Genomic DNA, 21,674 nt, shown 5'->3' on the forward strand with positions numbered 1-21,674 from the left:
TGGTTGAAACCACCGGCGAGCCACCGAATACGCATTCCGTACTGAACAGGGTCAAGCAGCGCGGATCTCCGCCAGAAATGCCTCAAGTTCATGCTTCAACAAGGCAGCATCAGCCGCCAAAGTGTCGGCGGACTGGATCACCTGCCTGGCGGCAACCCCACTCTCCTGCTCGGCCTTCCGGATGTCGACCACGCTGCGTGAAACCTCATTGGTTCCGACTGCTGCCTGCTGAGCGTTGCGGCTGATTTCGCCGGTTGCCGCACTTTGCTGCTCGACCGAGGCGGCCATCTCGGCGGCTGACTGGTCGATATGCTCGACTTGATCGATGATGCCACGCATTCCTTCGACGGTCCGGTCGGACGCAGCTTTCACGGTGCTGATCTGCTGCCCGATCTGTTCGGTCATCGCGTGCGTCTGGCTGGCCAGATTCTTGACCTCGCTCGCAACCACGGCGAAACCCTTGCCGGCCTCGCCCGCGCGCGCCGCTTCGATTGTGGCATTCAGCGCCAGCAGGTTGGTCTGCGATGCCACGACATTGATCGATGCGACGACCTGGTCCACCTGTTCGATGGCGGTCGACAGCGCGTCCAAATGACTGCGTGCCTGTTCCGCCCGTTCGGCGGTCGCCCTCGACCTTTGAGCCGCTTGCGACACCCGTCCCGACAAACCGCGGATCGCCGTGGACATCTCCTCGGCGGCCGACGCGACGGCCTGCACATTGACCGACGCCTGCTCGGAGGCCGACGCCACCGACGTGCATTCCTGCTCGGCCTTCCGGACTGCGCCGGACAAATGCGAAGCCGTTTCCTTGAAGCCGCTTGCCGACCGGCCGAGCTGGTCGACGATGCGGCCGACCCTGCTTTCGAACCGGTTCGCCAGATCGAACACCGCTGCCCGTTTTTCCGCGGCTGCCTGGACGGCTGCGTCGCGACGCTCCTGCTCCATCTGCCGGTTGCGCAGCAGGTTCTCTTTGAAGACCTCGAGCGTGCGTGCCATGCCGCCGATCTCGTCCCGCCGCCCGCGTTCCGGCACCTCGGCATCCAGATCATGGTCCGCAAGGCGCAGCATGACGCCATGCACGCGCGACAGCGGGCGCGTCACGCTGCGGGCGACCGCCCAGCCCAGCAGCAGGGCCAGCGCCGACAGCCCGGCGACCACCAGCCCGAAGACGGTCATCATGCCGAAGAAGGCGGAGCGCAGGTCGTCGGTGTAGACACCGGTGCCGATCACCCAGTCCCACGGCTTGAAATAGACCGAGTAGGCCAGCTTCTCATAGGTCGGCCCCTTGGGATCGTTGGGCCGCGGCCACTCGTAGCTCACGAATTCCGGCACCGGTGTCAGCGCGCCGCGCACCGCTTCGCGGATGACGTAGACGCCGTTGCGGTCGCGGATCTCCGCACCGCTCTTGCCGATCAGCGCCGGGTTGGCGTGCATGACGTTGACGATCTGCGAGGTCCAGATCCACAGATACTCACCGTCGGCGTAGCGTATGGCGCCGATCGCCGTCCTGGCGCGCTCCTTGGCCTCCTCCTCGCTCATCGCGCCATCCTGCGCCAGCTTGTGGAAGCGGACGGCGATGCTGCCACCGCTCTCGGCGATGAAGCGGACGCTGTTCATCCGCTGTTCGACCAGCGCGCGGTTGACGAAATGGCCACCGACCGCCGCCACCAGTCCGGCGGCGATGATCGACAGCGAGGCGAGAAATCCGATGCGCCACCGCAACGGCAGCTCCGACAAACGCATGATCCTGTCTTCCCTCTTTCCGGCCCGTTCCCCCCGGCCCGTTCCAGGGAGCCGGACCAACGTTACGAGCCGCGGCTCGCCCCAGCGACGATGCTGGTGACCGCTTCGACGGTGCCATGGTCGGCGGAATGGACCCGGTTCACCTCGTTGAACGCGGCGATCTGGGCGTGGCTGACATGGCTGAACTGTTCCGCCGCCCGCAGGGCAAGGGCCCGCCCGTCCGGGGCGTCGGTGACCGCGATGCGCAGCGTGACGGACACTTCGACAATCTCTGCCATACTACCATCCTTCAAAAGGGTACAAATGGTCGCGGAGCCGCCGCCATGTGATGGCATCGTGATGGCATCGGTAGCGGCTCCGCCACTCGACGGATCAGCCGCGCTCGACGCAGAGGGCGACGCCCATGCCGCCACCGATGCAGAGGGTGGCGAGACCCTTGCGGGCGTCGCGCCGGCCCATCTCGTGCAGCAGGCTGACCAGGATGCGGGCACCCGAGGCGCCGATGGGATGGCCGAGCGCGATGGCGCCGCCATTGACGTTCACCCGGCCCTCGTCCCAGCCCATCCCGGCATTGACCGCCAGCGCCTGCGCCGCGAAAGCCTCGTTCGCCTCGATCAGGTCGAGATCGTCCACCGACCAGCCGGCCTTCCGCAGAGCCAGCTTCGAGGCCGGGATCGGCCCGGTGCCCATGACGCTGGGATCGACGCCGGCCGTCGCCCAGGAGGCGATGCGCGCCAGCGGCGTCAGGCCGCGCCGGGCGGCATTCTCCGCCGTCATCAGCACCAGCGCGGCGGCCCCGTCATTGAGGCCGGAGGCATTGCCGGCGGTCACCGTGCCGTCCTTGGCGAAGGCCGGGCGCAGCTTGGCCAGTGCCTCCAGCGTGGTGCCGTGCTTGGGATACTCGTCGCTGTCGACGATGGTGTCTCCCTTGCGGCCCTTGATGGTCACCGGCACGATCTCGTCCTGGAAGCGGCCGGCCTTCTGCGCGGCCTCGGCCTTCTGCTGCGAGGCCAGCGCGAACTGGTCCTGCCGCTCGCGGCTCAACTCCCAGGCGCGGGCAACATTCTCGGCGGTGGTGCCCATGTGGTAGCCGTGGAATGCCTCCCACAGCCCGTCCCTGATCATGCTGTCGAGCATCTCGGCGGCGCCCATCTTAGTGCCGTTACGCAGATACATGAGGTGGGGCGACAGGCTCATATTCTCCTGGCCGCCGACCACCATCACCTCGGCGTCGCCGCAATGGATCGCCTGATACCCCAGCGCCACCGAGCGCAGGCCGGAGCCGCAGACCTGATTGATGCCGAAAGCGGTCTTCTCGACCGGGATGCCGGCCTTCACCGCCGCCTGGCGGGCGGGGTTCTGGCCCTGGCCGGCGGTCAGCACCTGCCCCAGGATCACCTCGGTCACCTCGGCGGCGTCGGTGTGGGCGCGCGACAGCGCCTCGCGGATCGCGGCGGCGCCGAGTTCATGGGCAGGGACGGAGGCCAGAGCGCCGTTGAAGCTGCCGATGGCGGTGCGGACCGCGCTGGCGATGACGATCTCGGTCATGGAGGACTCCTCCGGAATAATTGTGTCTTGCGGGATGGAGGGCTGCCGCGCCCGTCCGGGGAGCGCGGCGGCCGATTGGTCGGTGACGGTCAAAAATAGAGGCCGATCAGGAAGATGGGCAGCGTGATGACCAGGGCCGTCGCGCAATAGCCCATGATGTCGCGCACCCCCAGCCCGGCGATGGCGAGCGCCGGCAGCGCCCAGAAGGGCTGCGCCATGTTCATCCACTCCTCGCCGTAGGCGATGGCCATCGCCGCCTTGCCGAGATCGACGCCGAGCTGCTGGGCGGCCGGCATGATGAAGGGGCCCTGCACCACCCAGTGCCCGCCGCCCGACGGGACGGCGAAGTTGATCAGGCCCGACGACAGGAAGGCGAGGACCGGGAAGGTCTCCTTGTTGGCGATGTCGACGAACAGGTTGGTGATCAGCCCGCCCAGGCCGGAATGCTCCATCATGATCTGGATGCCGGCATAGAAGGGGAACTGCACCATGATGCCGGCGGTGCCGCGGGCGGCGTTGGCGACCGCGCGGGCATAGGCCATCGGCGTACCGTGCAGGATCAGGCCGGCCACCAGCATGATCAGGTTGACCGTGTTGATGTTGAGGTCGAAGCCCTTGGCCTGGAAGTGGAGGAACAGGTAGCCGATGCCGAGCGCGGCGACGACGAAGCCGAGGACGCGGCTCTCCTCCAGCTTTTCCGCCGGGCTGGCGTCGGGGCCGAGGACGCGCTTGGTCGAGGGCTCCGGTTTCAGCAGGGCCGGATCGACCGCCACCACCTCATGCGGCTTGGGGTGCATCATCCGGCAGACCAGCGGCAGGACGACGATCAGCGCCAGCGTGATGCCGACATTATAGGTGGTGAAGATGGTGTCGGCGATCGGGATCAGGCCGACCGTCTTCTCCATCGGGTTGCCCTTGGTCGCGGCGACCAGCGGAACCGAGGCGGAGAAGCCGCCGTGCCACGTCATGAAGCCGATATAGGCCGACGCGATCAGCAGCCGGTAGTCCGATTTCGGGACGCGGCGGGCCACCTCGCGGGCGAACATGGCGCCGACGACGAGGCCGAACCCCCAGTTGACGACATTGGTCACCGCGGCGGCGAAGCAGACCAGCATGACGCCCTGGGCCGGCGTCCTGGCGATGGAAGCCACCCGGCCCATGACGTTGCGCACCGGCTCGGAGCTGGCGAGCGCGTGGCCGGTGACCAGCACCAGCGCCATCTGCATCGAGAAGGCCAGCAGGTTCCAGAAGCCGTTGCCCCACATGCGCACCAGATCGACCGGCCCGCTCGGCGTCAGCCACCAGGCGAAGCCGAAGGTCAGAACGGTCAGGATGATGGCGAAGATCAGCGGGTCGGGCAGATAGCGGCTGACCAGCCAGGTCAGGGCGCGGGAAATCGGCGTGATCGGATTGAAGCGGGCGCTGGCGTCCGGCGCCGGCGGGGGTGCGGTGGTGACGCTCATGGCGATTCTCCGGCACGAGGGGGGCCGTTCGCGCCGCCGGACAGGACGGCCGGGCGGCGCGGGGACGGCGGTTTACCCCAACGATCGAAATGGGCCGATGCCCGGATGGCGACGGTCAGGCACCGACCGGCATGGTCGGAACGGCGGACGGGACGATCAGCTCGGCGCCGGTCTGGGCCAGCACATCGGCCACCGTGACGCCGGGCGCGACCTCCCGCAGCACCAGCCCCTTGTCCGTCGGCTCGATCACCGCCAGCTCGGTGACGATCAGGTCGACGCGCCGCACCGAGGTCAGCGGCAGTTCGCAGCGTTTGACGATCTTGGGCGTGCCCTTGGCGCTGTGCTGCATGGCGACGATCACCCGCTTGGCGCCGGAGACCAGATCCATCGCACCGCCCATGCCGGGCACCATCTTGCCGGGCACCATCCAGTTGGCGAGCCGGCCCTCCTCGTCGATCTGCAGGCCGCCCAGCACGGTCACGTCCAGATGCCCGCCGCGGATCAGCCCGAAGGACATCGCGCTGTCGAAAGAGGCGGCACCCGGAACGGCGCCGATCGGGCTGCCGCCGGCATCGCTCAGATCGTCGTTCTCCGCTCCCGGTTCGGGGACCGGGGCCATGCCGATGATGCCGTTCTCCGACTGGAAGAAGACGTTGACGCCGGCCGGCAGATGGGCGGCCACCATGGTGGGCAGGCCGATGCCGAGATTCACCAGGTTGCCCGGCCGCAGTTCCAGCGCGACGCGCTTGGCGATCAGGGTTTTCTCATCCATGGCGATGCTCCTTGGCGACCAGGCAGTCGACCAGCACATTCGGGGTGACGACGCTGTCGGGCGGAATGACGCCCACCGGCACGATGTCCTCGGCTTCGGCGATCACCGTTTCGGCGGCCATCGCCATCAGCGGGTTGAAGTTGCGCGCCGTCAGCGCGTATTCGAGATTCCCCAGGTAATCGGCCCGCTTGGCGGCGATCAGGGCGAAATCGGCCTTCAGCGCCCGCTCCAGCAGATAGACGGTGCCGTCCAGCTCGATGCGCTGCTTGCCGTCCTCCACCACCGTGCCGACGCCGGTGGGCGTCAGCACGCCGCCAAGGCCGAAGCCACCGGCCCGCACCCGCTCGGCCAGCGTGCCCTGCGGCACCAGTTCGACTGTTGTCTCGCCGGCGATCATCTGCCGCTGGGTCTCGGAATTGGTGCCGATATGGCTGGCGATCACCTTGCGCACCGCCTTCGCCGAGACCAGCCGGCCGATCCCCACGGTGGGGCGGGCGGTGTCGTTAGCGATGACCGTCAGGTCGCGCTTGCCCTGGCGGAGCAGTTCATCGATCAGGTGGGGCGGCGTTCCGACACCCATGAATCCCCCGATCATCAGGACCGCGCCATCGGGAATCATGGCGACGGCTTCTTCCAGCTTTCGCACTTTACTCATTCGACGTCTCCCTTGGACGTCGGGGTGCCGCGGATCGATCTCCGTCGGCAGCCCCGCGGGCGCGAAGCCCGCCATGGGATCCCGAGGGGGAACCCTGAGAAGCGGACCACGCGCTCATTCTTGGTTTCATAGCGCTGCGATCGGGGGCCCCGCGATGTCCACGCCATGGCAGTGGAGCAAAGGAGCCGGCCGATATATCCACATTAAAGCAATGGATGTGCCAACCACCGGCTCCGGCGTGAGAAGCCCGGACATCCCGCATCTTCCTTGGGTTCCGGCCGCCGCGACCGGCCGGGAGCGGGCGGATCACCCTCGGCCGGTGTGCAACTTTGTGCGTGCTGCGCAAGATCTTGCGCAGCGACACCCTGCGGCACTCTCGGTTCAGGAGATGCCGTATTCCTGCAGCTTGTAGAGCAGCGACCGGCGGCTGATCCCCAATTCCCGGGCCGTCCGCATACGGTTGCCATCGTTGCGGGCCAGCGCCTCGGCCACCACGCGCGCCTCGAAGCGGCTGACCTGTTCGCGCAGGCCACCACCGCCCGCAACCGGCGGGACGATATCGCTGCCGCCGCCCGGCACGCCGTCCTCAGCAAATCCGGCGATCTGCTCCGGCAAATCCTCCGCGACGATCATCGCGCCGGTGCTCATCACCACCGCGCGCTCCATCGCATTGGACAGTTCACGGATGTTGCCCGGCCAGTGGTAGGCCAGCAGGCGTTCCATCGCCTGTTCGTCGATACCGCTGACCTCGATCCGGTTCTCGGCAGCGAAGCGTTGCAGGAAATGGCTGGCGAGCAAACGGACATCCTCCGGCCGCTCGCGCAGCGGCACGGTCCTGAGGGTCACGACATTCAGCCGGAAATAGAGATCCTGCCGGAACAGTCCCTGCCGGACCATCTCTTCCAGGTTCCGGTTGGTGGCGACGATGACGCGCACATCCGTACGCACCAGTTCCGTGCCGCCGACCCGCTCGAACTCGCGCTCCTGAAGGACGCGCAGCAGCTTCACCTGCAAACCGGGGGAAATGTCGCCGATCTCGTCAAGAAACAGGGTGCCGTGCCCGGCCTGCTCGAACCGGCCGCGGCGGCGCGCCTGCGCCCCCGTAAAGGCGCCCTTCTCGTGACCGAAGAACTCGCTTTCAAGCAACCCTTCCGGCACCGCGGCGCAGTTGACCTTGACGAAGGGACCGGCGTTGCGCGGGCTGTTGTAGTGGATGGCCGCCGCCACCAACTCCTTGCCGGTGCCGCTCTCGCCGGTCACCAGCACGGTGGCGTTGCTCTTGGCGACCTTCGCGATGGTCTGGAGAAGCTCGCCCATGCGCGGGCTGGCGGTCAGGATGCGGCCGGTGTGATAGCTGCTGGACAGTTCGCGGTGCAGCGTTGCGATGTCGTCGCGCATCCGGCGCATCTGCAACGCCCGCCCGACCTGCAGCAGGATCTCCGCGATGTCGAACGGCTTGATGACATAGTCGAAGGCGCCATCCTTGATCGCCTGGACCGCCGAGCCGACCTCGGCGAAGGCGGTCATCAGGATCACCGCGGTGGAGCGGTCGAGCTTCCGGATCTCCGCCAGCGCCTGCAACCCGGTCATCCGCGGCATGCGGACATCCATCAGCACGACGGCATGGCGCTGTGCGGCGAAGACGGCGACCGCCTCCACGCCGTCAGCGGCGGTCGTCACCGACAGCCCGTCGCGCGTCAGCACCGCCGCAAGCATCTCGCGGATCGCCTCGTCGTCATCCACCACCAGGACGGCCGGGGCCGATATCGTCTGCTGCATGGCTGGGAACTGGGTCGTCATGCGTCAACCGCCCGGTTGGGAAGGATGGGAATCCGCAAGGTCACCGTGGTGCCGGCGCCCGGCACACTGGCGATGGAGATGGTTCCATGATGCGCATCGACGATCCGGTGCGCCATCGCCAGCCCAAGCCCGGTCCCCTGCGGTTTGGTCGAAAAAAAGGGATCGAACACCTTGTCGAGGTTTTCCGGCGTGATTCCTTCGCCATCGTCGGTCACCGTGACAACGGCCTCGCGGCCATCCGCCGCCATGGCGGTAGCGATAGCGATGCTTCCGGTTTCCGAGGTCGCCTGGACCGCGTTGATGATCAGGTTGAGCATGACCTGCTTCAGCGCCTCGCCATCGGCTTCGACCAGGGGCAGGTCGGGGGCGGGATGCAGGGCGATGCGGGCGTTCGACTTGCGCCCTGCCAGCAAAGACACCTCGCGGATCAGATCGTTCAACTGCACCCGCAGGAAGGCCGGCGGGCGGGGCCGGCCGAACTCCAGCAGTTCGGTGACGAGGCGGTTCAGGCTGTCGACCTGCCGTACGATCAGCGGGGCATAGCGCTGCCACTCGGCGACATCGTCGGAGCTTTCAAGGAACTGCATGAAGCCACGGATCGAGGTCAGCGGGTTGCGCACCTCGTGGGCGAGGCCGGCGACCAGTTCACCCAGCGCCGCCAGCCGGTCAGCTCGCATGATCTGGGTGCGGAGCCGCTGCTGCTCGGTCAAATCCTTCAGCACCACCACCGCGCCGATGGCCTCGCCATGGTTGTCGCGCAGCAGACTGCTCGACACGGTGAGATGAAGAGTCTGCCTGACCCCCGGGAAATCCAACGTCATACCGACGTGCGGCCGTCCGGTCTTCAGCGTATCGAGCAACGGGCTGGCGAACCGGGCATCCGGTTTGAACAGAGACTCGTAGGGTCTGCCGATCGCCTCGGTTGCGGTCACCCCGATCATCGCCTCTGCAGCCGGATTGAGTGCTGTGACGTGCCCGGCCCAATCGACGGCGATCACGCCATCGGCAATGCTGTGCAGGATATTTTCGGTCAGGGATTTGGCATCCAGCAGGGCGCGTGCCATGGCGTTGACCTCAACCGCAATGGCACCGACCTCACCCGGCGGAGGTCGGATCGCGTCGCCAAGGTCGCTCCGCATGCGGAGCAAGCCGTCGATGATCTGTCTGATGTCGCGGCCGACCCCGCGTGCAAGCACCTGTGTCAGCGCAAGCCCGAGCAATATTCCCCCAAGGCTGACCGTCAGAACCGCACGGTCCATGGCTGCCGCCTGCCGCTCCACATCGTCGGAAAGCTCATTGGCCCAGATATAGCCGATCACGCTGTCGTCGCGTACGATGGGCAGCATCGCGTTCAGGATGAAGCCGCGCACCTGCCGGCCGCTTTCGACAGCCTGCTTTCCGCTTTCCAGCACATGCCAGCCCGGATGCTCGGGCGGTATGGTGGTGCCGACCGTCGCACTGTAGTCCCGGCTGGGCCCATAGGTGATGATGGCGTTGAGCGCTTTGCTGTAATAGCCGACTCCCACACCAGGGTTCGCTCCGGCGATCATGTCGGTGAAGGGGGTCAGCCGATCTGAAAGGGCGCGGATGGCGGAACCACGGTCGCCGGCCTCACCCCCCATATCGGCCAGCAAGGAATCGAAGCCGGAACCGAGATGCACATCCAGCAGGCGCGTCAGGCCAAAGAGCTTTTCCGACTTTTCCCGAACCAGCGCCTGCCGCCCCTCCCGTTCCAGCAGATAGCCGGTCAGCGAAATCGGCAGGACCACCACGGCAAGCGAAACCAGGAACAGTTTGCCGCGCAGGGTGCTCGGCAGAGAACGGCGGATCCAGTCAAGGGGCCACATGACGCCCACTCCTCATCAACCGGGCATGGCCTAGCTCCCGCCCGGTTCCGCGGCCATAGCAGATTTGCGGCAGGCTGGGAAAGGAGGAACGCCTTGCCCTCCACGGCCGCAGGCCGTTCCCAGGGGATCACCGTGGCGACCGTGACGTAAGAATCATCCTCAATTGTGGTCAGGGGCAATCATCTCGATTCTGTCGATTCCAGGCGCGAAGCTGACGTAATGGTGTATTATATCGCGGCTACAACACGGATAGATGGAATCATGACTGAGCGGGCGGCAAGAATCCTGGTGGTGGAAGATGAGGGGCTGGTGGCCATGGCTCTGGAGCAGACGCTCATCGCCTTCGGCTACGACGTCGTCGGACCGGCGTCCAATACGCGGACGGCGTTGAGGTTGCTCGCCAGCGAAGAGAGCTTCCAAGGCGCCCTCCTGGACGTCAACCTCGGCGACGAGCGCGTCGATCCCGTGGCTGAAGCCCTGGCGGCCGCCTCCATCCCATTCCTGTTCGCCACCGCCTATTCCGACCCGGCAGCGCTTCCCGCCGCCTTCCGCGACCGCCCCGTTCTCAACAAGCCCTATCCACCCGAACGGCTGCGGCAGGCGCTTGTTCAGTTGCTGGGACGGGCCGAGGAGACCAGCGCCCGGTAAGCCGGCACGGTCACGACGCAGCGCAGGCCCTCCGTTCGGAAGTCGCGCGCCACCTCGCCGTCGAGATCGTACTCCACCGCCTGCCGGATCAGTCGGGTGCCAAATCCGAATCGGGCGGGCGGTGTCACCAGGGTTGGCACGCTCTCCGTCCAATCCAGGATAATATTGTCGCCGGATATGTGCCACGCCAGCGCGACATTGCCGCCGGCGACGCTCCAGGCGCCGTATTTGGCGGCGTTGGTGCACAGTTCATGCAGCACCAGAGCGAAGGCCAGCGACGCCTTGGTGGTCAGGCTGGCCGGTGGCCCGAGCATGGTGAAGCGCCCGTCGTCTTTCGTCGCCAGCGGGCCGGCCACCCGCCCGGCCAGGATTTCGAGATCGACGCTCTCCCAGTTCGACAGCGTGAGCAGCGTGTGGGCATCCGCCAGCGCCTGCAAACGGCCCGTCAAGGCCTGACGGATCCCGGTCACGTCGCTCCCTGCGCGGAAGGTCTGCTCGGCGAGCGACTGGATCACCGCCAGCGTGTTCTTGACCCGGTGGCTCAGTTCGTCGACCAGAACGCGCAGATGGCGTTCAGCCTCCTTCTGCTCCGTCATGTCGACCGCCGTGCCGGTGAAACGGAGGGGCCGCTCGCTCTCGAACCAGACCTTGCCGCGCGCCAGCACCCAATGCACGCTGCCGTCCGGCCACACGACGCGATAATGGGTGTCGTAGGGAGCGCGGACGGCGGGGTCAAGACAGCGACGGCACAGATCGTCAACCGCATCGCGGTCCTCGGGATGCAGACTGTCGAGGAAGACCGGGTAGGACATCGCCGTGTCGGCGGATTTGCCGAAGATCGCCTTGCAGATCGACGACCACGTCAGTTCGCCGGTGACGATGTCCCAGTCCCACATGCCCATCCCGGCACTATCGAGTGCCAGATGAAGGCGGTCCTCGCTGAGGTCGAGCGCCCTCTCGACGATGCGGCGCTCGGCTGCCGCCTTCTCCTCCCGCATCCGCGCCAGTTGCAGGCTGCCGCCGACGCGCGCCACCAGTTCCCGGGCGCCGAAGGGCTTGACCAGATAATCGTCCGCACCTGCCATCAATCCTTCCACGCGGGCCTCCTCGCCCGCCCTGGCGGACAGCAGGATCACCGGGACGTTCCCGGTGCGCGGATCGGCGCGCAACGCCTGCAACAGGCCGAAGCCGCCGAGCGTCGGCATCATCACGTCGCTGAGCACCAGATCCGGGACACGGTTCCGTGCAGCAGCCAGAGCCTCCTCGCCATCGCCGGTCGCTACGACCTGATAACCGGAGGCGGTCAGGATTCGTCGTACATACCCCCGCATATCCGCGTTATCGTCCGCCAGAAGAACGAGCGGTCTCTCCGGCCTCGCCGGACCGGAGACGGCACCATGGCCGGCCGCCCCTTTAACACCGTCATCGGCGCCGGCATCACTGCCGTCCGTATCCCCGCCATCCGACAGCCATTGTTCGACTTCGGCGGCAAAGGCGTCGGCACGCGACGGGTCGGCCGGCGCAAGCGGCGACAGCCGGAGACGATCGGCCGGCAGATGGGCATGGCCCAAAGGAAGGGTCACATGGAACCGGCTGCCTTCGCCCAGGATGCTGTCCACCCGGATGGTGCCGCCATGCAGCCCGACCAGTTCCCGGACCAGGGCCAGGCCGATGCCGGTGCCTTCATAAGAGCGCCCCTGCGTGCCTTCGACCCGGTGGAAGCGCTCGAACAGGCGCGGCAACTCGTGTGCCGGAATGCCGCTGCCGGTGTCGCTTACCGTCAATGTCACCGAGCCGTCCGCCGCGCGTAGCCGCACGACAATTTCGCCGTCGCGCGTGAACTTGAAGGCATTGGACAGCAGATTGAGGACGATCGTCTCCCAGGCGTTGCGATCGACGAAAACCGCCTCCGGCAGGGAAGAGCAGTCGACCATGAGCCGCAGCCCTGCCCTGTCGCAGGCCGACTGGAAATGCCCGGCAAACTCCCGGGTCGCCAGTGCGAGATCGAGAGGTTCGAAAGAAGCCTGAGCGCGCCCTGCTTCGACGCGAGCGAAATCGAGCAAGGAATTGACCAGCTTCAACAAGCGCAAGGCGTTGCGGCGGGCAACCTCGACACGCTTGCGCTGGGCGCCGGCCAGTCCGCCGTCGCCGAGGGCGTCCTCGAGCGGTCCCAGCATCAGGGTCAGGGGGGTGCGGAATTCGTGGCTGATGTTGGAAAAGAACTGCGTCTTGGCGCGGTCCAACTCGGTCAGCCGTTCATTCAGATGGGCCAGTTCGTCCCTGGTCGCCAGCAACTGCCGGTTGGCCTCTTTGACCTCGCTGGCCCGCCGGAGGACCTCGGCCTGCATGCGATCAGCCTGCGCCTGTACACGCTCGATCGTCTGCGCGGTTTCCACCGAAGCGCGCCGCTCGGACCGGATGAACTCTGTCACGTCCTCCACATGGTGGATGATGTGATCGATGCCGCCCGTCTCACCCCTGACCGGGGTGTTGACGGGACTCCAGTAGCGTTCCTCGAATCCTTCGCCATCGGGACAGGGAATGTCGTACTTCTGCACGCCCATGATGTCCTGGACGCCGTCGGCGAGCACGCGCTGCAAGGACAACCGCAGATCGCCCACGCCGGTGGCCGTCGGGTCGGCGGGGTCGTCCGGAAAAACGTCGAACAACCCGCGGCCGACAATCTGCTCCCTCCTGGTGCCGGTGGCAGACAGATAACGATCGTTTACCGCCTCGATGGTGAAGGCGGCATCGGGCCGCAGAACCAGATAGGGGTGTGGGCTCGACTCGAAGAGTCGACGAAAGAACGATTCCATGGAACGACCTCCCGTCCTTCATCGTCAGGGATGCATCCGGGCTGGGTATCATAGCAAATCGCACCGTATCCGGCGCTACTGGAAGTGAGGCTGTCGAGGATCTTCTGCTCGCTCCCGAACTGGCGGAACGAGAAGCCGATCACATGGAGGTTGTTGGGATATTGGTGCATGGAAGCGTTGCGGTACCGGCCTGCCAGCCAGAACTTTCCGGGAAAGATGCGTGATGTTTCATGTGTTCCGCGTATGACACGGAACTGCCGGGAGTGACCGGGAACGGCGCACCGAGTACGCTGCAACCCTTAAGAAATCTCGTTTTTTCCTGCACTGTCATACAACATGGCGATAGCACATGAAAAAGCCCGCCGGATCGAAGCTGAGCGCTTGATCTGACGGGCTTGATTTGGTTGCGTGGGCGGGATTTGGCCTTTACCGAACCGGCGATAAAGCTCCGTCGTAGCATCCCGATCGGTATCCGTTCAGACAGTTGCCGATGAGAGACTGCCTCGACGCCATTTTTCTCTATGTCGACAATCCCTGCCGCCTGTTGATCCCTCGAGAGGGGATTGCGCTGGAGGATGTGATGGCGCGGCAGGTCTGTCGGGTTCGGCAAGGCTCGGAATGATCTTGCCCCGATTCGGTGGTTCTTGCGCAGTTTGCGTGGATCAGGCGGCCAGGAGGGTTCGTCTTCGGAGCAGATCCAGGCTGGCTCTGCCGTACATCTGACGCTTGAGTAGCTTGAGGCGGTTGATCTGCCCCTCAGCCTGTCCGCTGCTCCATGGCAATGTGAGTGCCGCCCGAACTGCAGCGCCATCCTGCTCCAAACCGGCAGCAAACGTCTGAACCGCCATGATACCGCAGGAACTGGCCTCGGTGAAGGAAAGAGAACGTCTGCATGTTCCTTCCAGGTGGGCAATACCCGGTCTGCTCGCCACCGCAACCCAGACCATTCACGCAAACTGCGCAAGACCCACCGAAACAGGGCAAGATCAACACGCTGGACAGAACCGTCAGGCGCGCTCGGGGACCGGAGCGGAGGAGGAGGCTGCCGGATCGGCGGTCAGCAGCTTCTCCACCGCGGCGGAGGCGGCGACCTTGCCATGTTCGGCATAGCTTTCGTGGTTCCGCTCGATGGTACGCAGGTCGTAGAGGTAGTTGACCATCAGCCCGTGCGCCTGCTTCAGCCCCTTGGGCGATAGATCCCCCATCGGGTTGATCCGCTCCAGCCGCGCACCGTTGCCGAGGTGGAAACGGGCGACCGGATCGACCGGACGGCGGTTCGGCGCCTTGGCCTTGAGGAAATAGCGGGCAGCGACGGACTCCACCAGGGGGCGCATCCCCTCCGCCACCGCCGGGTCGGCATGCCAGGCGGCATTGTCGAGGATCGCCAGCCGCACCCGCTCCTCGACCGACAGCAGCCCATCCTCCTTCGTCCGCTCCCGCGCCAGCCAGCCGGCGAAGCCGGGCACCGGCGACAGCGTGACGAAGGTCTTGAGCCCCGGCAGGTCGCGGCTCAGCTCCAGCACCACCTGCTTGATCAGGAAGTTGCCGAAGGAGATGCCGCGCAGCCCCTCCTGGCAGTTGGAAATCGAATAAAAGATCGCCGTGGTCGCCTGATCGGCTTCGATCGGGCTGCGCTCCTCCGACAGCACTTCGGAGATCGACGACGCGATGTTACGGGTCAGCGCCACCTCGACGAAGATCAGCGGTTCGTCGACCAGTTGGGGGTGGAAGAAGGCGAAGCAGCGGCGGTCGGGCGGCTCCAGCCGGCGGCGCAGATCCTCCCAATCGTGGATGGCGTGCACCGCCTCGTAGCGGATGATCTTTTGCAGGATGTTCGCCGGGGTGGACCAGTCAATCCGACGCAGCACCAGAAAGCCGCGGTTGAACCAGGAGGAGAACAGGTGGGTGAAGTCGGCATCCACCGCCTCGTAACCGGGAATCGCCGCTGCGTCGCGCAACGCCTCCTCCCGCATGCGGACCAGCGCATGGGTACCGTCGGGGGCCAGATTCAGGCGGCGGAACAGCTCCTGCCGGCGCGGCTCGGCGGCGACGTGCAACTCGATGGCCCGGCGGTCGTTGGGATCGGCGGCATAATCGGCGATTGCCTTCTCAAGCCGCTTGCGGTCGGGGCCGAACCGCTCCGCCAGGGTGGCCAGGAACTGCCGCCGATCCTCCGGCCCCAGGGCGCGGTAACGGGCGAACACGTCCTGCGCCAGGGCGACGCCCGACGCCTCGCCACGGCCGGAGAGCAGCGCCTGACACAGCCCGATCAGGTCGGGTGGCGAGAGGGCCGGCCCGGTGCCGCCCTTCTGCGGCCGGATCAGCGCCCGTCCGCGGTCGGCGATGGTTTGCAGCAGGTCGCCGAAGAACTTCCCATCCATCATCGCCCTCTCCCGCCTGTCAGCACATCGGGCCCGGTCAGGCCGCGTGCCGGTCGAACAGCCCCTTGTGGGCCTCGCGAAGCAGGTTCTTCTGTACCTTGCCCATGGTGTTGCGCGGCAGCTCGTCGGTGAAGACCACCGCCTTGGGCACCTTGAAGTTGGCGAGCTGTTCCTTGCAGATGCGGATCACCGCCGCGTCGTCGGGCGCCGCCAGACCCGGCTTGCGCAGGACCACGGCGACCACCGCCTCGCCGAAATCGGGATGCGGCACCCCGACCACCGCGGACTCCACCACCCCGCCGATGGCGTCGATCACCGTCTCGACCTCCTTGGGGTAGACGTTGAAGCCGCCGGAGATCACCAGATCCTTGGCACGGCCGATGATGTGGATATAGCCGCGCCCGTCGATCCTGCCGACGTCACCGGTGATGAAGAAACCGTCGGCGCGGAACTCCTGCGCCGTCTTTTCCGGCATCCGCCAATAGCCGGAAAACACGTTGGGACCCTTGACCTCGATCACGCCGATCTCGCCCTGGGCCACCGGCTGCCCGCTCTTCTCGTCGGCGACGCGCACCGCGACCTCCGGCAGGGGGAAACCGACCGTGCCGGGGATGCGGTCGCCCTCCAGCGGGTTGGAGGTGATCATGCAGGTCTCGGTCATGCCATAGCGTTCGAGGATGGCATGGCCGGTGCGGGCGGAGAATTCCTCATGAATGTCGGCCAGCAGGGGAGCGGAGCCGGAGACGAACAGCCGCATGTGGGCGGTTGCGTCCCGCGTCAGCCGCTCGTCGGCCAGCATCCGGGTGTAGAAGGTCGGCACCCCCATCATCACGCTGGCCCGCGGCAGCAGGCGGAACACCGCGTCGGCGTCGAACTTCGGCAGGAACAGCATGGCCGAGCCGTTCATCAGCGTGCAGTTGATCGCGACGAACAACCCGTGGGTATGGAAGATCGGCAGCGCGTGCAGCAGCACGTCGTCGGGACGGAAACCCCAGACCCGATGCAGCGTGGCGGCGTTGGACCCGATGTTGCGGTGGGTCAGCATCGCCCCCTTCGACCGCCCGGTGGTGCCGGAGGTGTAGAGGATCGCCGCCAGATCGTCCGGCCCGCAGGCCACCGTGTCGAAGGCGGGGTCGAGGCCGGCGGCCCGCTCCGCCAGGGTACCCTCCCCCTTCGCCCCCAGCGTCAGCACGGCGCCGACGCCGGCCTCCGCCGCCACCTCGGCCAGGGCGTCGGCCTTGGCGGGGTCGCAGACGAAGATCCGCGGCTGGGCGTCGCCGAGGAAATAGGCGATTTCCGCCCTGGTGTATGCGGTATTCAGCGGCAGGTACGCGGCTCCCGCCCGCAGGCAGGCGAGATAGAGGAAGACCGCTTCTGGCGACTTCTCCACCTGGACCGCGACCCGGTCGCCCTTGACCACGCCGAGATCGGCCAGCAGGCGGGCATAACGGCCGCTGATGGCGATCAGGTCGCCATAGCTGTAGCGGGAGCCCGACTCCAGCTCGATGAAGGTGGACTCCGCGTCGGCCGGGAAGCAGGCGGCGGCGAGATCGTAGAAGTTGGCAGAGCGATGTCCGGTCATGGTCGATCCCGTTCCTGCGGGCAAAGGGCTGGCGCTGTTTGCAGGCCGGCGGTTTCTGGTGAGAGGATGAAAAGATCCGTCCGATCTCAGGGCGGCGAGGCGATCATCGCCTTGACCATGTCGAGCACCGCAACGCGCGACGCGGCGCGGCCCGCCGGATCGCCGCCGACATTCGGTCCCTTCTGGACGCAGGCGTCCTGGTAGCTGAAGGGGGCATTGGTCTCGGCATTGACGAGCGCTCCCGGTTCGCGCTCCTCGATCCGGCAGTTGCGCACCGTCTGGGACGCCGCGGACACCACAGGACCGTCCATGATCGGGATGTCGAAGCCGTGATGCGCGCCGGGATAGGTAGTCAGCGTGATGTCCGCCCCGGCGGCCTTCAGCCGCTCGGCGTGGGCGGCGCAGGTGCGGAGCGGGTTGTAGTCGTCGGCCTCGCCATGAACCAGCCGGATCGGTCGCTTCACCAATTTGGTGTCGTCGATGTAGCGGGTCGAGCAGTCGGCGTAGAAGGGAATGTAGCCGGCAAAGTCGATGCCGGAACGGTTCCAAAGCTGGTGGAAGCGCTCCAGCGAGGCATAGAAGGCGGCCTGCCCGCCGCGCGAGAAGCCGATCAGGACGATCCGCTTGGGATCGACGCGGGGATGTTTGGCCAGAACCTCCAGCGAATGATAGATGTCGACGATCAGGTTCAGCCGGCCCAGTTGCGCCTGATTGGCTGAGGTGGTGACGATGCCGCGCCCGGTGAAGCCGTCGATGGTGAAGGTCGAAATGCCGTTGGCGTTGAGCAGGCGCGCCCACATCTCGACGTTCGGTCCCACCCCGCCGGAGCCATGCATCAGCACCGCGACCGGCAGCTTGCCGTCGCCCTGGGCCACCCGGAACTCCCCGGCCACCGTCACGGGCTTGCCGGCGTCGGCCTCGCCCTTGAGGAACTGGGAGTCGCTGAGCGTCAGGCTGGGAATGGCGTGCAGTTCGACCCGGCTCGGGTAGGTCGCCTTTTCGGACGGCTCGGCGGTCTGCGCCAGGGTCGGGCCGGCGGCCAGCGCCAGAGCGGACCAGAGGGCGGCGGTGCCGAGCAGGGCGCGCAGTCCGCCGCGGCGCGCGGCGCGATGCTGGAGGAACATGGAATCGGTCCCCTGTTCAATGAATTCCGGAAGATTTCGCAGCCGGTCAGCCGCCATAGACCCAGGTGGGCAGGGCCGTCGCGATCTGGGGGAAGAAGCACAACAGCACGACGCACAGGATCATCAGCCCGACGAAGGGCATCACGCCCCAGATCACGTCCTTCAGCGGAATGTCTGGCGCGATGTTCTTGATGACGAAGATGTTCAGGCCGACCGGGGGATGGATCAGCCCCATCTCCATCACCACCATCATGATGACGCCGAACCAGATCAGGTCGAAACCGGCGGCGCGCAGCGGCGGCAGGATGATCGGCGCGGTCATCAGGATGATCGACACCGGCGGCAGGAAGAAGCCGAGCACCACCACCATCAGCAGGATGGCGGCCAGCAGCACCCAGCGCGACAGGTTCATCGCGACAATGGCCTGCGCGGCACTCTGGCTGATGTGCAGGTAGCTCATGACGTAGGAGTAGAGCAGCGACATGCCGATGATCATCATCAGCATCGTCGATTCCCGCAGCGTCGAGGTCAGCATCAGCCCGAGATTGTCGAGCTTGTAGGCCCCGTAGACCAAGGCCACCAGGGCCAGGGCCAGCACGGCCCCCAGCCCGGCGGTCTCCGACGGGGTGGCGAAGCCGCCATAGAGCGCCACCATGACGCCGGTCAGCAGAATGACGAAGGGCAGCACCCGCGGCAGGGAGGACAGCTTCTCCCGCGTGGTGAAATGCTCCTCCGCCAGCAGCGGCGAGTCGTGCCGGCCCTCGGCCAGCGCCATCGCCTTCTCCTTGCGGAAACGCAGCACGGCGTAGACGGCGAACAGCACCACCAGCAGCACGCCCGGCCCGATCCCGGCAAGGAACAGCCGGCCCAGCGACTGCTCGGCGGCGACCGCATAGAGGATCATGGTGATCGAAGGTGGCAGCAGGATGCCGAGCGTGCCGCCGGCCGCGATGATGCCGGCCGCGAAGCCGCCGGAATAGCCGCGCCGCCGCATCTCGGGAATGCCGGCGCTGCCGATGGCCGAGCAGGTCGCCGGGCTGGATCCTGCCATCGCGGCGAACAGGCCGCAGGCGAAGACGTTGGCGACGCCGAGACCGCCCGGCACCTTGTGCAGCCAGGCATGCAGGGCCGAATAGAGATCGGCGCCCGCCCGCGACTTGCCGATGGCCGCCCCCTTCAGGATGAACAGCGGGATGGTCAGCAGCGTGATGCTCGCCATTTCCTCGTAGACGTTCTGGGCGATGGTGTCGAGCGAGGCGGCCGGCATGAACACCATCATGAACAGCGTCGCCACCAATCCCAGGGCGAAGGCGATCGGAATGCCGGCGAACAGCACGCCGAAGGTGGCGGCCCCATAAAGCAGGCCGAGTTCGAGAGCACCCATCACCGTGCCTCCCCATCCGGCAACAGCCGGTCGAGAACTTGCAGCAGAAGCTGGACGGCGAGCAGCGACATGCCGACCGCCATCAACGAATAGGGAATCCACAGCGGCGGCGCCCAGGCGGAATGGGTCACCATGCCGTCCTCCCACGCCTCGTGGAACAGGGTCCAGGACTTCCAGGAAAAGAAGGCACAAAACCCGAAGGAGGCGATGTCGGCGACGAGGCGGCGCACCTTTTCGACCGCGGGCGGCAACAGTTCGGCAATCGCGTCGATGGCGACGTGGCCGCGCCGGGCCTGCACCCAGGCGGCCGACATGAAGGTCGCGCCGACCAGCAGGAACACCGCCATCTCGTCCTGCCAGTCGGCGGGATGATGGAACGCGTAGCGCACCACCGCCTCGTGCGTCAGCACCAGCCCGGCGGCAACCACCGCCACGGCGCAGACGATCACCACCAGACGGTTGATCAGGGTCATCAGCCGTCCGACCGCCCGCAACGCGGGGGAATGCAGGGCCGGCTCTGCCCCGGTTCCCAGGATCAGATTGCGTTCCGCCGTCGACATCAGACCTGCTCCGCCAGCTTCAGCAGGCGGGCGCCGTCCTTGACGCGTTCGGAGAAATCCTTCCAGGCGGTGTCGCGGGCGATCGCGGTCCAGCGGCCGACCGCCTCGGCGGTCATGTCGGCGGTGGCGACCCCGGCCTTGCCGTAGATGGCGGCGATCCGCTCGTCATCCTCGCGGGCGGCCTTGTAGCCGAACTCCTCCATCTCCAGCCCGACTTCCTCGATCACCTTGCGCTGGTCGGGGGTCAGCCCGTCGAAGATGGTCTTCGACATCATCAGCGGTTCCATCATGAACCAATAGCTGTGGGCGCGGGGCACCGTCAGATGCTTCGACAGCTCCTCCAGCTTGAAGGAGATCAGGCTGGTGGAGGAGGTGATGGCGGCGTCCACCGCGCCGGTCTGCATGCCGGCGTAAAGCTCGTTCGACGGGATGGTGCTGACCGCGGCCCCGGCGGCCTTCAGCATCATGTCCATCTCGCGGCTGCCGCCGCGGATCTTCAAGCCCTTGACGTCGTCGGGGTTCATCACCGACCCGGCGCGCGACACGGTACCGCCGGCCTGCCAGATCCAGGTCAGCAGCTTGACCCCCTTCTGGTCGAGAATGCGGCTCATCTCCTCGCCGATCGGGGCGGTGCGCCACTTGCGGCCCTGCTCGTAGCTGGTGACGAGGCACGGCATCAACCCCAGATTGGTCTCCGGCACTTCGCCGCCCGCATAGGGCAGCGGGTAGAGCGAGAGGTCGAGCGCGCCCTTGCGCACCGCGCTGAACTGGGCCAGCGTCTTCATCAGCGAAGAGTTCGGATAAATCTCGAACTTCAGCGTGCCGGCGGTGCGCTTTTCCACCTCGGCGGCGAAGCGGCGCACGATGCGGTCGCGGAAATCGCCCTCCTCCAGCGTACCGCCGGGGAACTGGTGCGAGATCTTCAGCACCTTGGAGTCCGCCGCCCAACCGAGGCGGGAGGTGGCGATGATGGCGGGAGCGGCGAGCGCGGCGCCGACCACGGCGCGACGGGTGACGGACATGGGACAATTGCCTTTCCGGTGGGCGCATTTTTCCGAAATGCCGCAGGCATCGGATTGCGGGCGGTCGGGAACGGGTGCGCCGAAGATGATGCGGCGATGCGGGCGTGGACGGCGGCCGGTCGTATCGGCGGTCTCCCGTCAGGCAGAGGAGATCCGGTTTCTGGACATCGTTTCCTCCTGTATCGCGGTTTAGCGTTTTTGCATGCGATTTCGTGTTCCATGTATACCGATATTTGTTCGGTACGCCAATCATTTTTGATACGATGTATGCCTCGGCCGGGAAATCGTCTATGATCGCACCGCAAAATCCCCGGCAAGGGAAGTGCGAT

The 21,674-nt window shown here is 66.3% G+C and carries 16 protein-coding genes and 1 pseudogene; 1 reads left to right on the forward strand and 16 read right to left on the reverse strand.

Annotation, left to right across the window (positions count from 1 at the left end; all coding sequences use genetic code 11):
• Positions 1–51 precede the first annotated feature (51 nt).
• From J2848_RS29640 to atoS, 8 genes are all read right to left on the reverse strand, one after another.
• Positions 52–1,743, reverse strand: coding sequence for a methyl-accepting chemotaxis protein (locus tag J2848_RS29640; protein ID WP_149234156.1), 1,692 nt, complete (start codon positions 1,741–1,743; stop codon positions 52–54).
• A gap of 62 nt (positions 1,744–1,805) precedes the next feature.
• Positions 1,806–2,021 carry a hypothetical protein gene (locus tag J2848_RS29645; RefSeq protein WP_149234155.1) on the reverse strand — a complete coding sequence of 72 codons (216 nt, stop codon included), beginning with the start codon at positions 2,019–2,021 and terminating at the stop codon, positions 1,806–1,808.
• A 94-nt stretch (positions 2,022–2,115) separates the two neighbouring features.
• Positions 2,116–3,291 (reverse strand): acetyl-CoA C-acetyltransferase, encoded by a 1,176-nt coding sequence (locus J2848_RS29650; RefSeq protein ID WP_149234154.1) that lies wholly within the window; start codon positions 3,289–3,291, stop codon positions 2,116–2,118.
• An 89-nt stretch (positions 3,292–3,380) separates the two neighbouring features.
• The gene (locus tag J2848_RS29655; RefSeq protein ID WP_149234153.1) at positions 3,381–4,754 is read right to left on the reverse strand and encodes a TIGR00366 family protein; all 1,374 of its coding nucleotides are present in this window, start codon (positions 4,752–4,754) and stop codon (positions 3,381–3,383) included.
• A 115-nt stretch (positions 4,755–4,869) separates the two neighbouring features.
• Positions 4,870–5,526 (reverse strand): 3-oxoacid CoA-transferase subunit B, encoded by a 657-nt coding sequence (locus tag J2848_RS29660; RefSeq protein WP_149234152.1) that lies wholly within the window; start codon positions 5,524–5,526, stop codon positions 4,870–4,872.
• Positions 5,519–6,181 (reverse strand): CoA transferase subunit A, encoded by a 663-nt coding sequence (locus tag J2848_RS29665; RefSeq protein WP_149234151.1) that lies wholly within the window; start codon positions 6,179–6,181, stop codon positions 5,519–5,521. The genes J2848_RS29660 and J2848_RS29665 overlap by 8 nt, the downstream gene beginning before the upstream one ends.
• Before the next feature lie 381 nt (positions 6,182–6,562).
• On the reverse strand, positions 6,563–7,981 hold the full coding sequence (gene atoC / locus J2848_RS29670) for an acetoacetate metabolism transcriptional regulator AtoC (protein ID WP_246194224.1): 1,419 nt from the start codon (positions 7,979–7,981) through the stop codon (positions 6,563–6,565).
• Entirely contained in the window at positions 7,978–9,828 is a 1,851-nt protein-coding gene (gene atoS / locus J2848_RS29675; RefSeq protein ID WP_149234150.1) for a two-component system sensor histidine kinase AtoS, read from the reverse strand. Before atoS ends, atoC begins: the two co-directional genes overlap by 4 nt.
• A gap of 261 nt (positions 9,829–10,089) precedes the next feature.
• On the opposite strand from atoS, the gene J2848_RS29680 reads away from it, so the two are divergent.
• Positions 10,090–10,476, forward strand: a complete 387-nt coding sequence (locus J2848_RS29680) for a response regulator (RefSeq protein WP_149234149.1) — start codon at positions 10,090–10,092, stop codon at positions 10,474–10,476.
• Here the strand turns inward: J2848_RS29680 and J2848_RS29685 are convergent.
• From J2848_RS29685 to dctP, 8 genes and pseudogenes are all read right to left on the reverse strand, one after another.
• Complete coding sequence (locus J2848_RS29685; protein WP_149234148.1) at positions 10,437–13,292, reverse strand: ATP-binding protein; 2,856 nt, start codon at positions 13,290–13,292, stop codon at positions 10,437–10,439. The genes J2848_RS29680 and J2848_RS29685 overlap by 40 nt on opposite strands.
• A 662-nt stretch (positions 13,293–13,954) precedes the next feature.
• Positions 13,955–14,134: pseudogene (locus J2848_RS29690) on the reverse strand (ISL3 family transposase); the annotation flags it as partial.
• A gap of 165 nt (positions 14,135–14,299) precedes the next feature.
• Positions 14,300–15,676, reverse strand: a complete 1,377-nt coding sequence (locus tag J2848_RS29695) for a malonyl-CoA decarboxylase (RefSeq protein WP_211103285.1) — start codon at positions 15,674–15,676, stop codon at positions 14,300–14,302.
• A 34-nt stretch (positions 15,677–15,710) separates the two neighbouring features.
• A complete protein-coding gene (locus J2848_RS29700) occupies positions 15,711–17,255 on the reverse strand; it encodes a malonate--CoA ligase (protein WP_149234147.1) in 1,545 nt (514 codons plus the stop codon).
• Positions 17,256–17,341: 86 nt separating this feature from the next.
• Positions 17,342–18,379, reverse strand: coding sequence for a dienelactone hydrolase family protein (locus tag J2848_RS29705; protein WP_149234146.1), 1,038 nt, complete (start codon positions 18,377–18,379; stop codon positions 17,342–17,344).
• A 46-nt stretch (positions 18,380–18,425) separates the two neighbouring features.
• Positions 18,426–19,763 carry a TRAP transporter large permease gene (locus tag J2848_RS29710; protein ID WP_149234145.1) on the reverse strand — a complete coding sequence of 446 codons (1,338 nt, stop codon included), beginning with the start codon at positions 19,761–19,763 and terminating at the stop codon, positions 18,426–18,428.
• Positions 19,763–20,323 (reverse strand): TRAP transporter small permease, encoded by a 561-nt coding sequence (locus J2848_RS29715; RefSeq protein ID WP_149234144.1) that lies wholly within the window; start codon positions 20,321–20,323, stop codon positions 19,763–19,765. Before J2848_RS29715 ends, J2848_RS29710 begins: the two co-directional genes overlap by 1 nt.
• Positions 20,323–21,345 (reverse strand): TRAP transporter substrate-binding protein DctP, encoded by a 1,023-nt coding sequence (gene dctP, locus J2848_RS29720; RefSeq protein WP_149234143.1) that lies wholly within the window; start codon positions 21,343–21,345, stop codon positions 20,323–20,325. The genes J2848_RS29715 and dctP overlap by 1 nt, the downstream gene beginning before the upstream one ends.
• Between the last annotated feature and the right edge of the window lie 329 nt (positions 21,346–21,674).

Origin of the sequence: Azospirillum lipoferum, from assembly GCF_024170005.1 — a bacterium.
Classification (GTDB): Bacteria; Pseudomonadota; Alphaproteobacteria; order Azospirillales; family Azospirillaceae; genus Azospirillum; species Azospirillum lipoferum.

Coding starts and splice junctions, on each gene's coding strand:
- J2848_RS29640 (WP_149234156.1), bottom strand. CDS start 1,743: ATGCGTTTGTCGGAGCTGCCGTTGCGGTGGCGCATCGGATTTCTCGCC.
- J2848_RS29645 (WP_149234155.1), bottom strand. CDS start 2,021: ATGGCAGAGATTGTCGAAGTGTCCGTCACGCTGCGCATCGCGGTCACC.
- J2848_RS29650 (WP_149234154.1), bottom strand. CDS start 3,291: ATGACCGAGATCGTCATCGCCAGCGCGGTCCGCACCGCCATCGGCAGC.
- J2848_RS29655 (WP_149234153.1), bottom strand. CDS start 4,754: ATGAGCGTCACCACCGCACCCCCGCCGGCGCCGGACGCCAGCGCCCGC.
- J2848_RS29660 (WP_149234152.1), bottom strand. CDS start 5,526: ATGGATGAGAAAACCCTGATCGCCAAGCGCGTCGCGCTGGAACTGCGG.
- J2848_RS29665 (WP_149234151.1), bottom strand. CDS start 6,181: ATGAGTAAAGTGCGAAAGCTGGAAGAAGCCGTCGCCATGATTCCCGAT.
- atoC (WP_246194224.1), bottom strand. CDS start 7,981: ATGACGACCCAGTTCCCAGCCATGCAGCAGACGATATCGGCCCCGGCC.
- atoS (WP_149234150.1), bottom strand. CDS start 9,828: ATGTGGCCCCTTGACTGGATCCGCCGTTCTCTGCCGAGCACCCTGCGC.
- J2848_RS29680 (WP_149234149.1), top strand. CDS start 10,090: ATGACTGAGCGGGCGGCAAGAATCCTGGTGGTGGAAGATGAGGGGCTG.
- J2848_RS29685 (WP_149234148.1), bottom strand. CDS start 13,292: ATGGAATCGTTCTTTCGTCGACTCTTCGAGTCGAGCCCACACCCCTAT.
- J2848_RS29695 (WP_211103285.1), bottom strand. CDS start 15,676: ATGATGGATGGGAAGTTCTTCGGCGACCTGCTGCAAACCATCGCCGAC.
- J2848_RS29700 (WP_149234147.1), bottom strand. CDS start 17,255: ATGACCGGACATCGCTCTGCCAACTTCTACGATCTCGCCGCCGCCTGC.
- J2848_RS29705 (WP_149234146.1), bottom strand. CDS start 18,379: ATGTTCCTCCAGCATCGCGCCGCGCGCCGCGGCGGACTGCGCGCCCTG.
- J2848_RS29710 (WP_149234145.1), bottom strand. CDS start 19,763: ATGGGTGCTCTCGAACTCGGCCTGCTTTATGGGGCCGCCACCTTCGGC.
- J2848_RS29715 (WP_149234144.1), bottom strand. CDS start 20,323: ATGTCGACGGCGGAACGCAATCTGATCCTGGGAACCGGGGCAGAGCCG.
- dctP (WP_149234143.1), bottom strand. CDS start 21,345: ATGTCCGTCACCCGTCGCGCCGTGGTCGGCGCCGCGCTCGCCGCTCCC.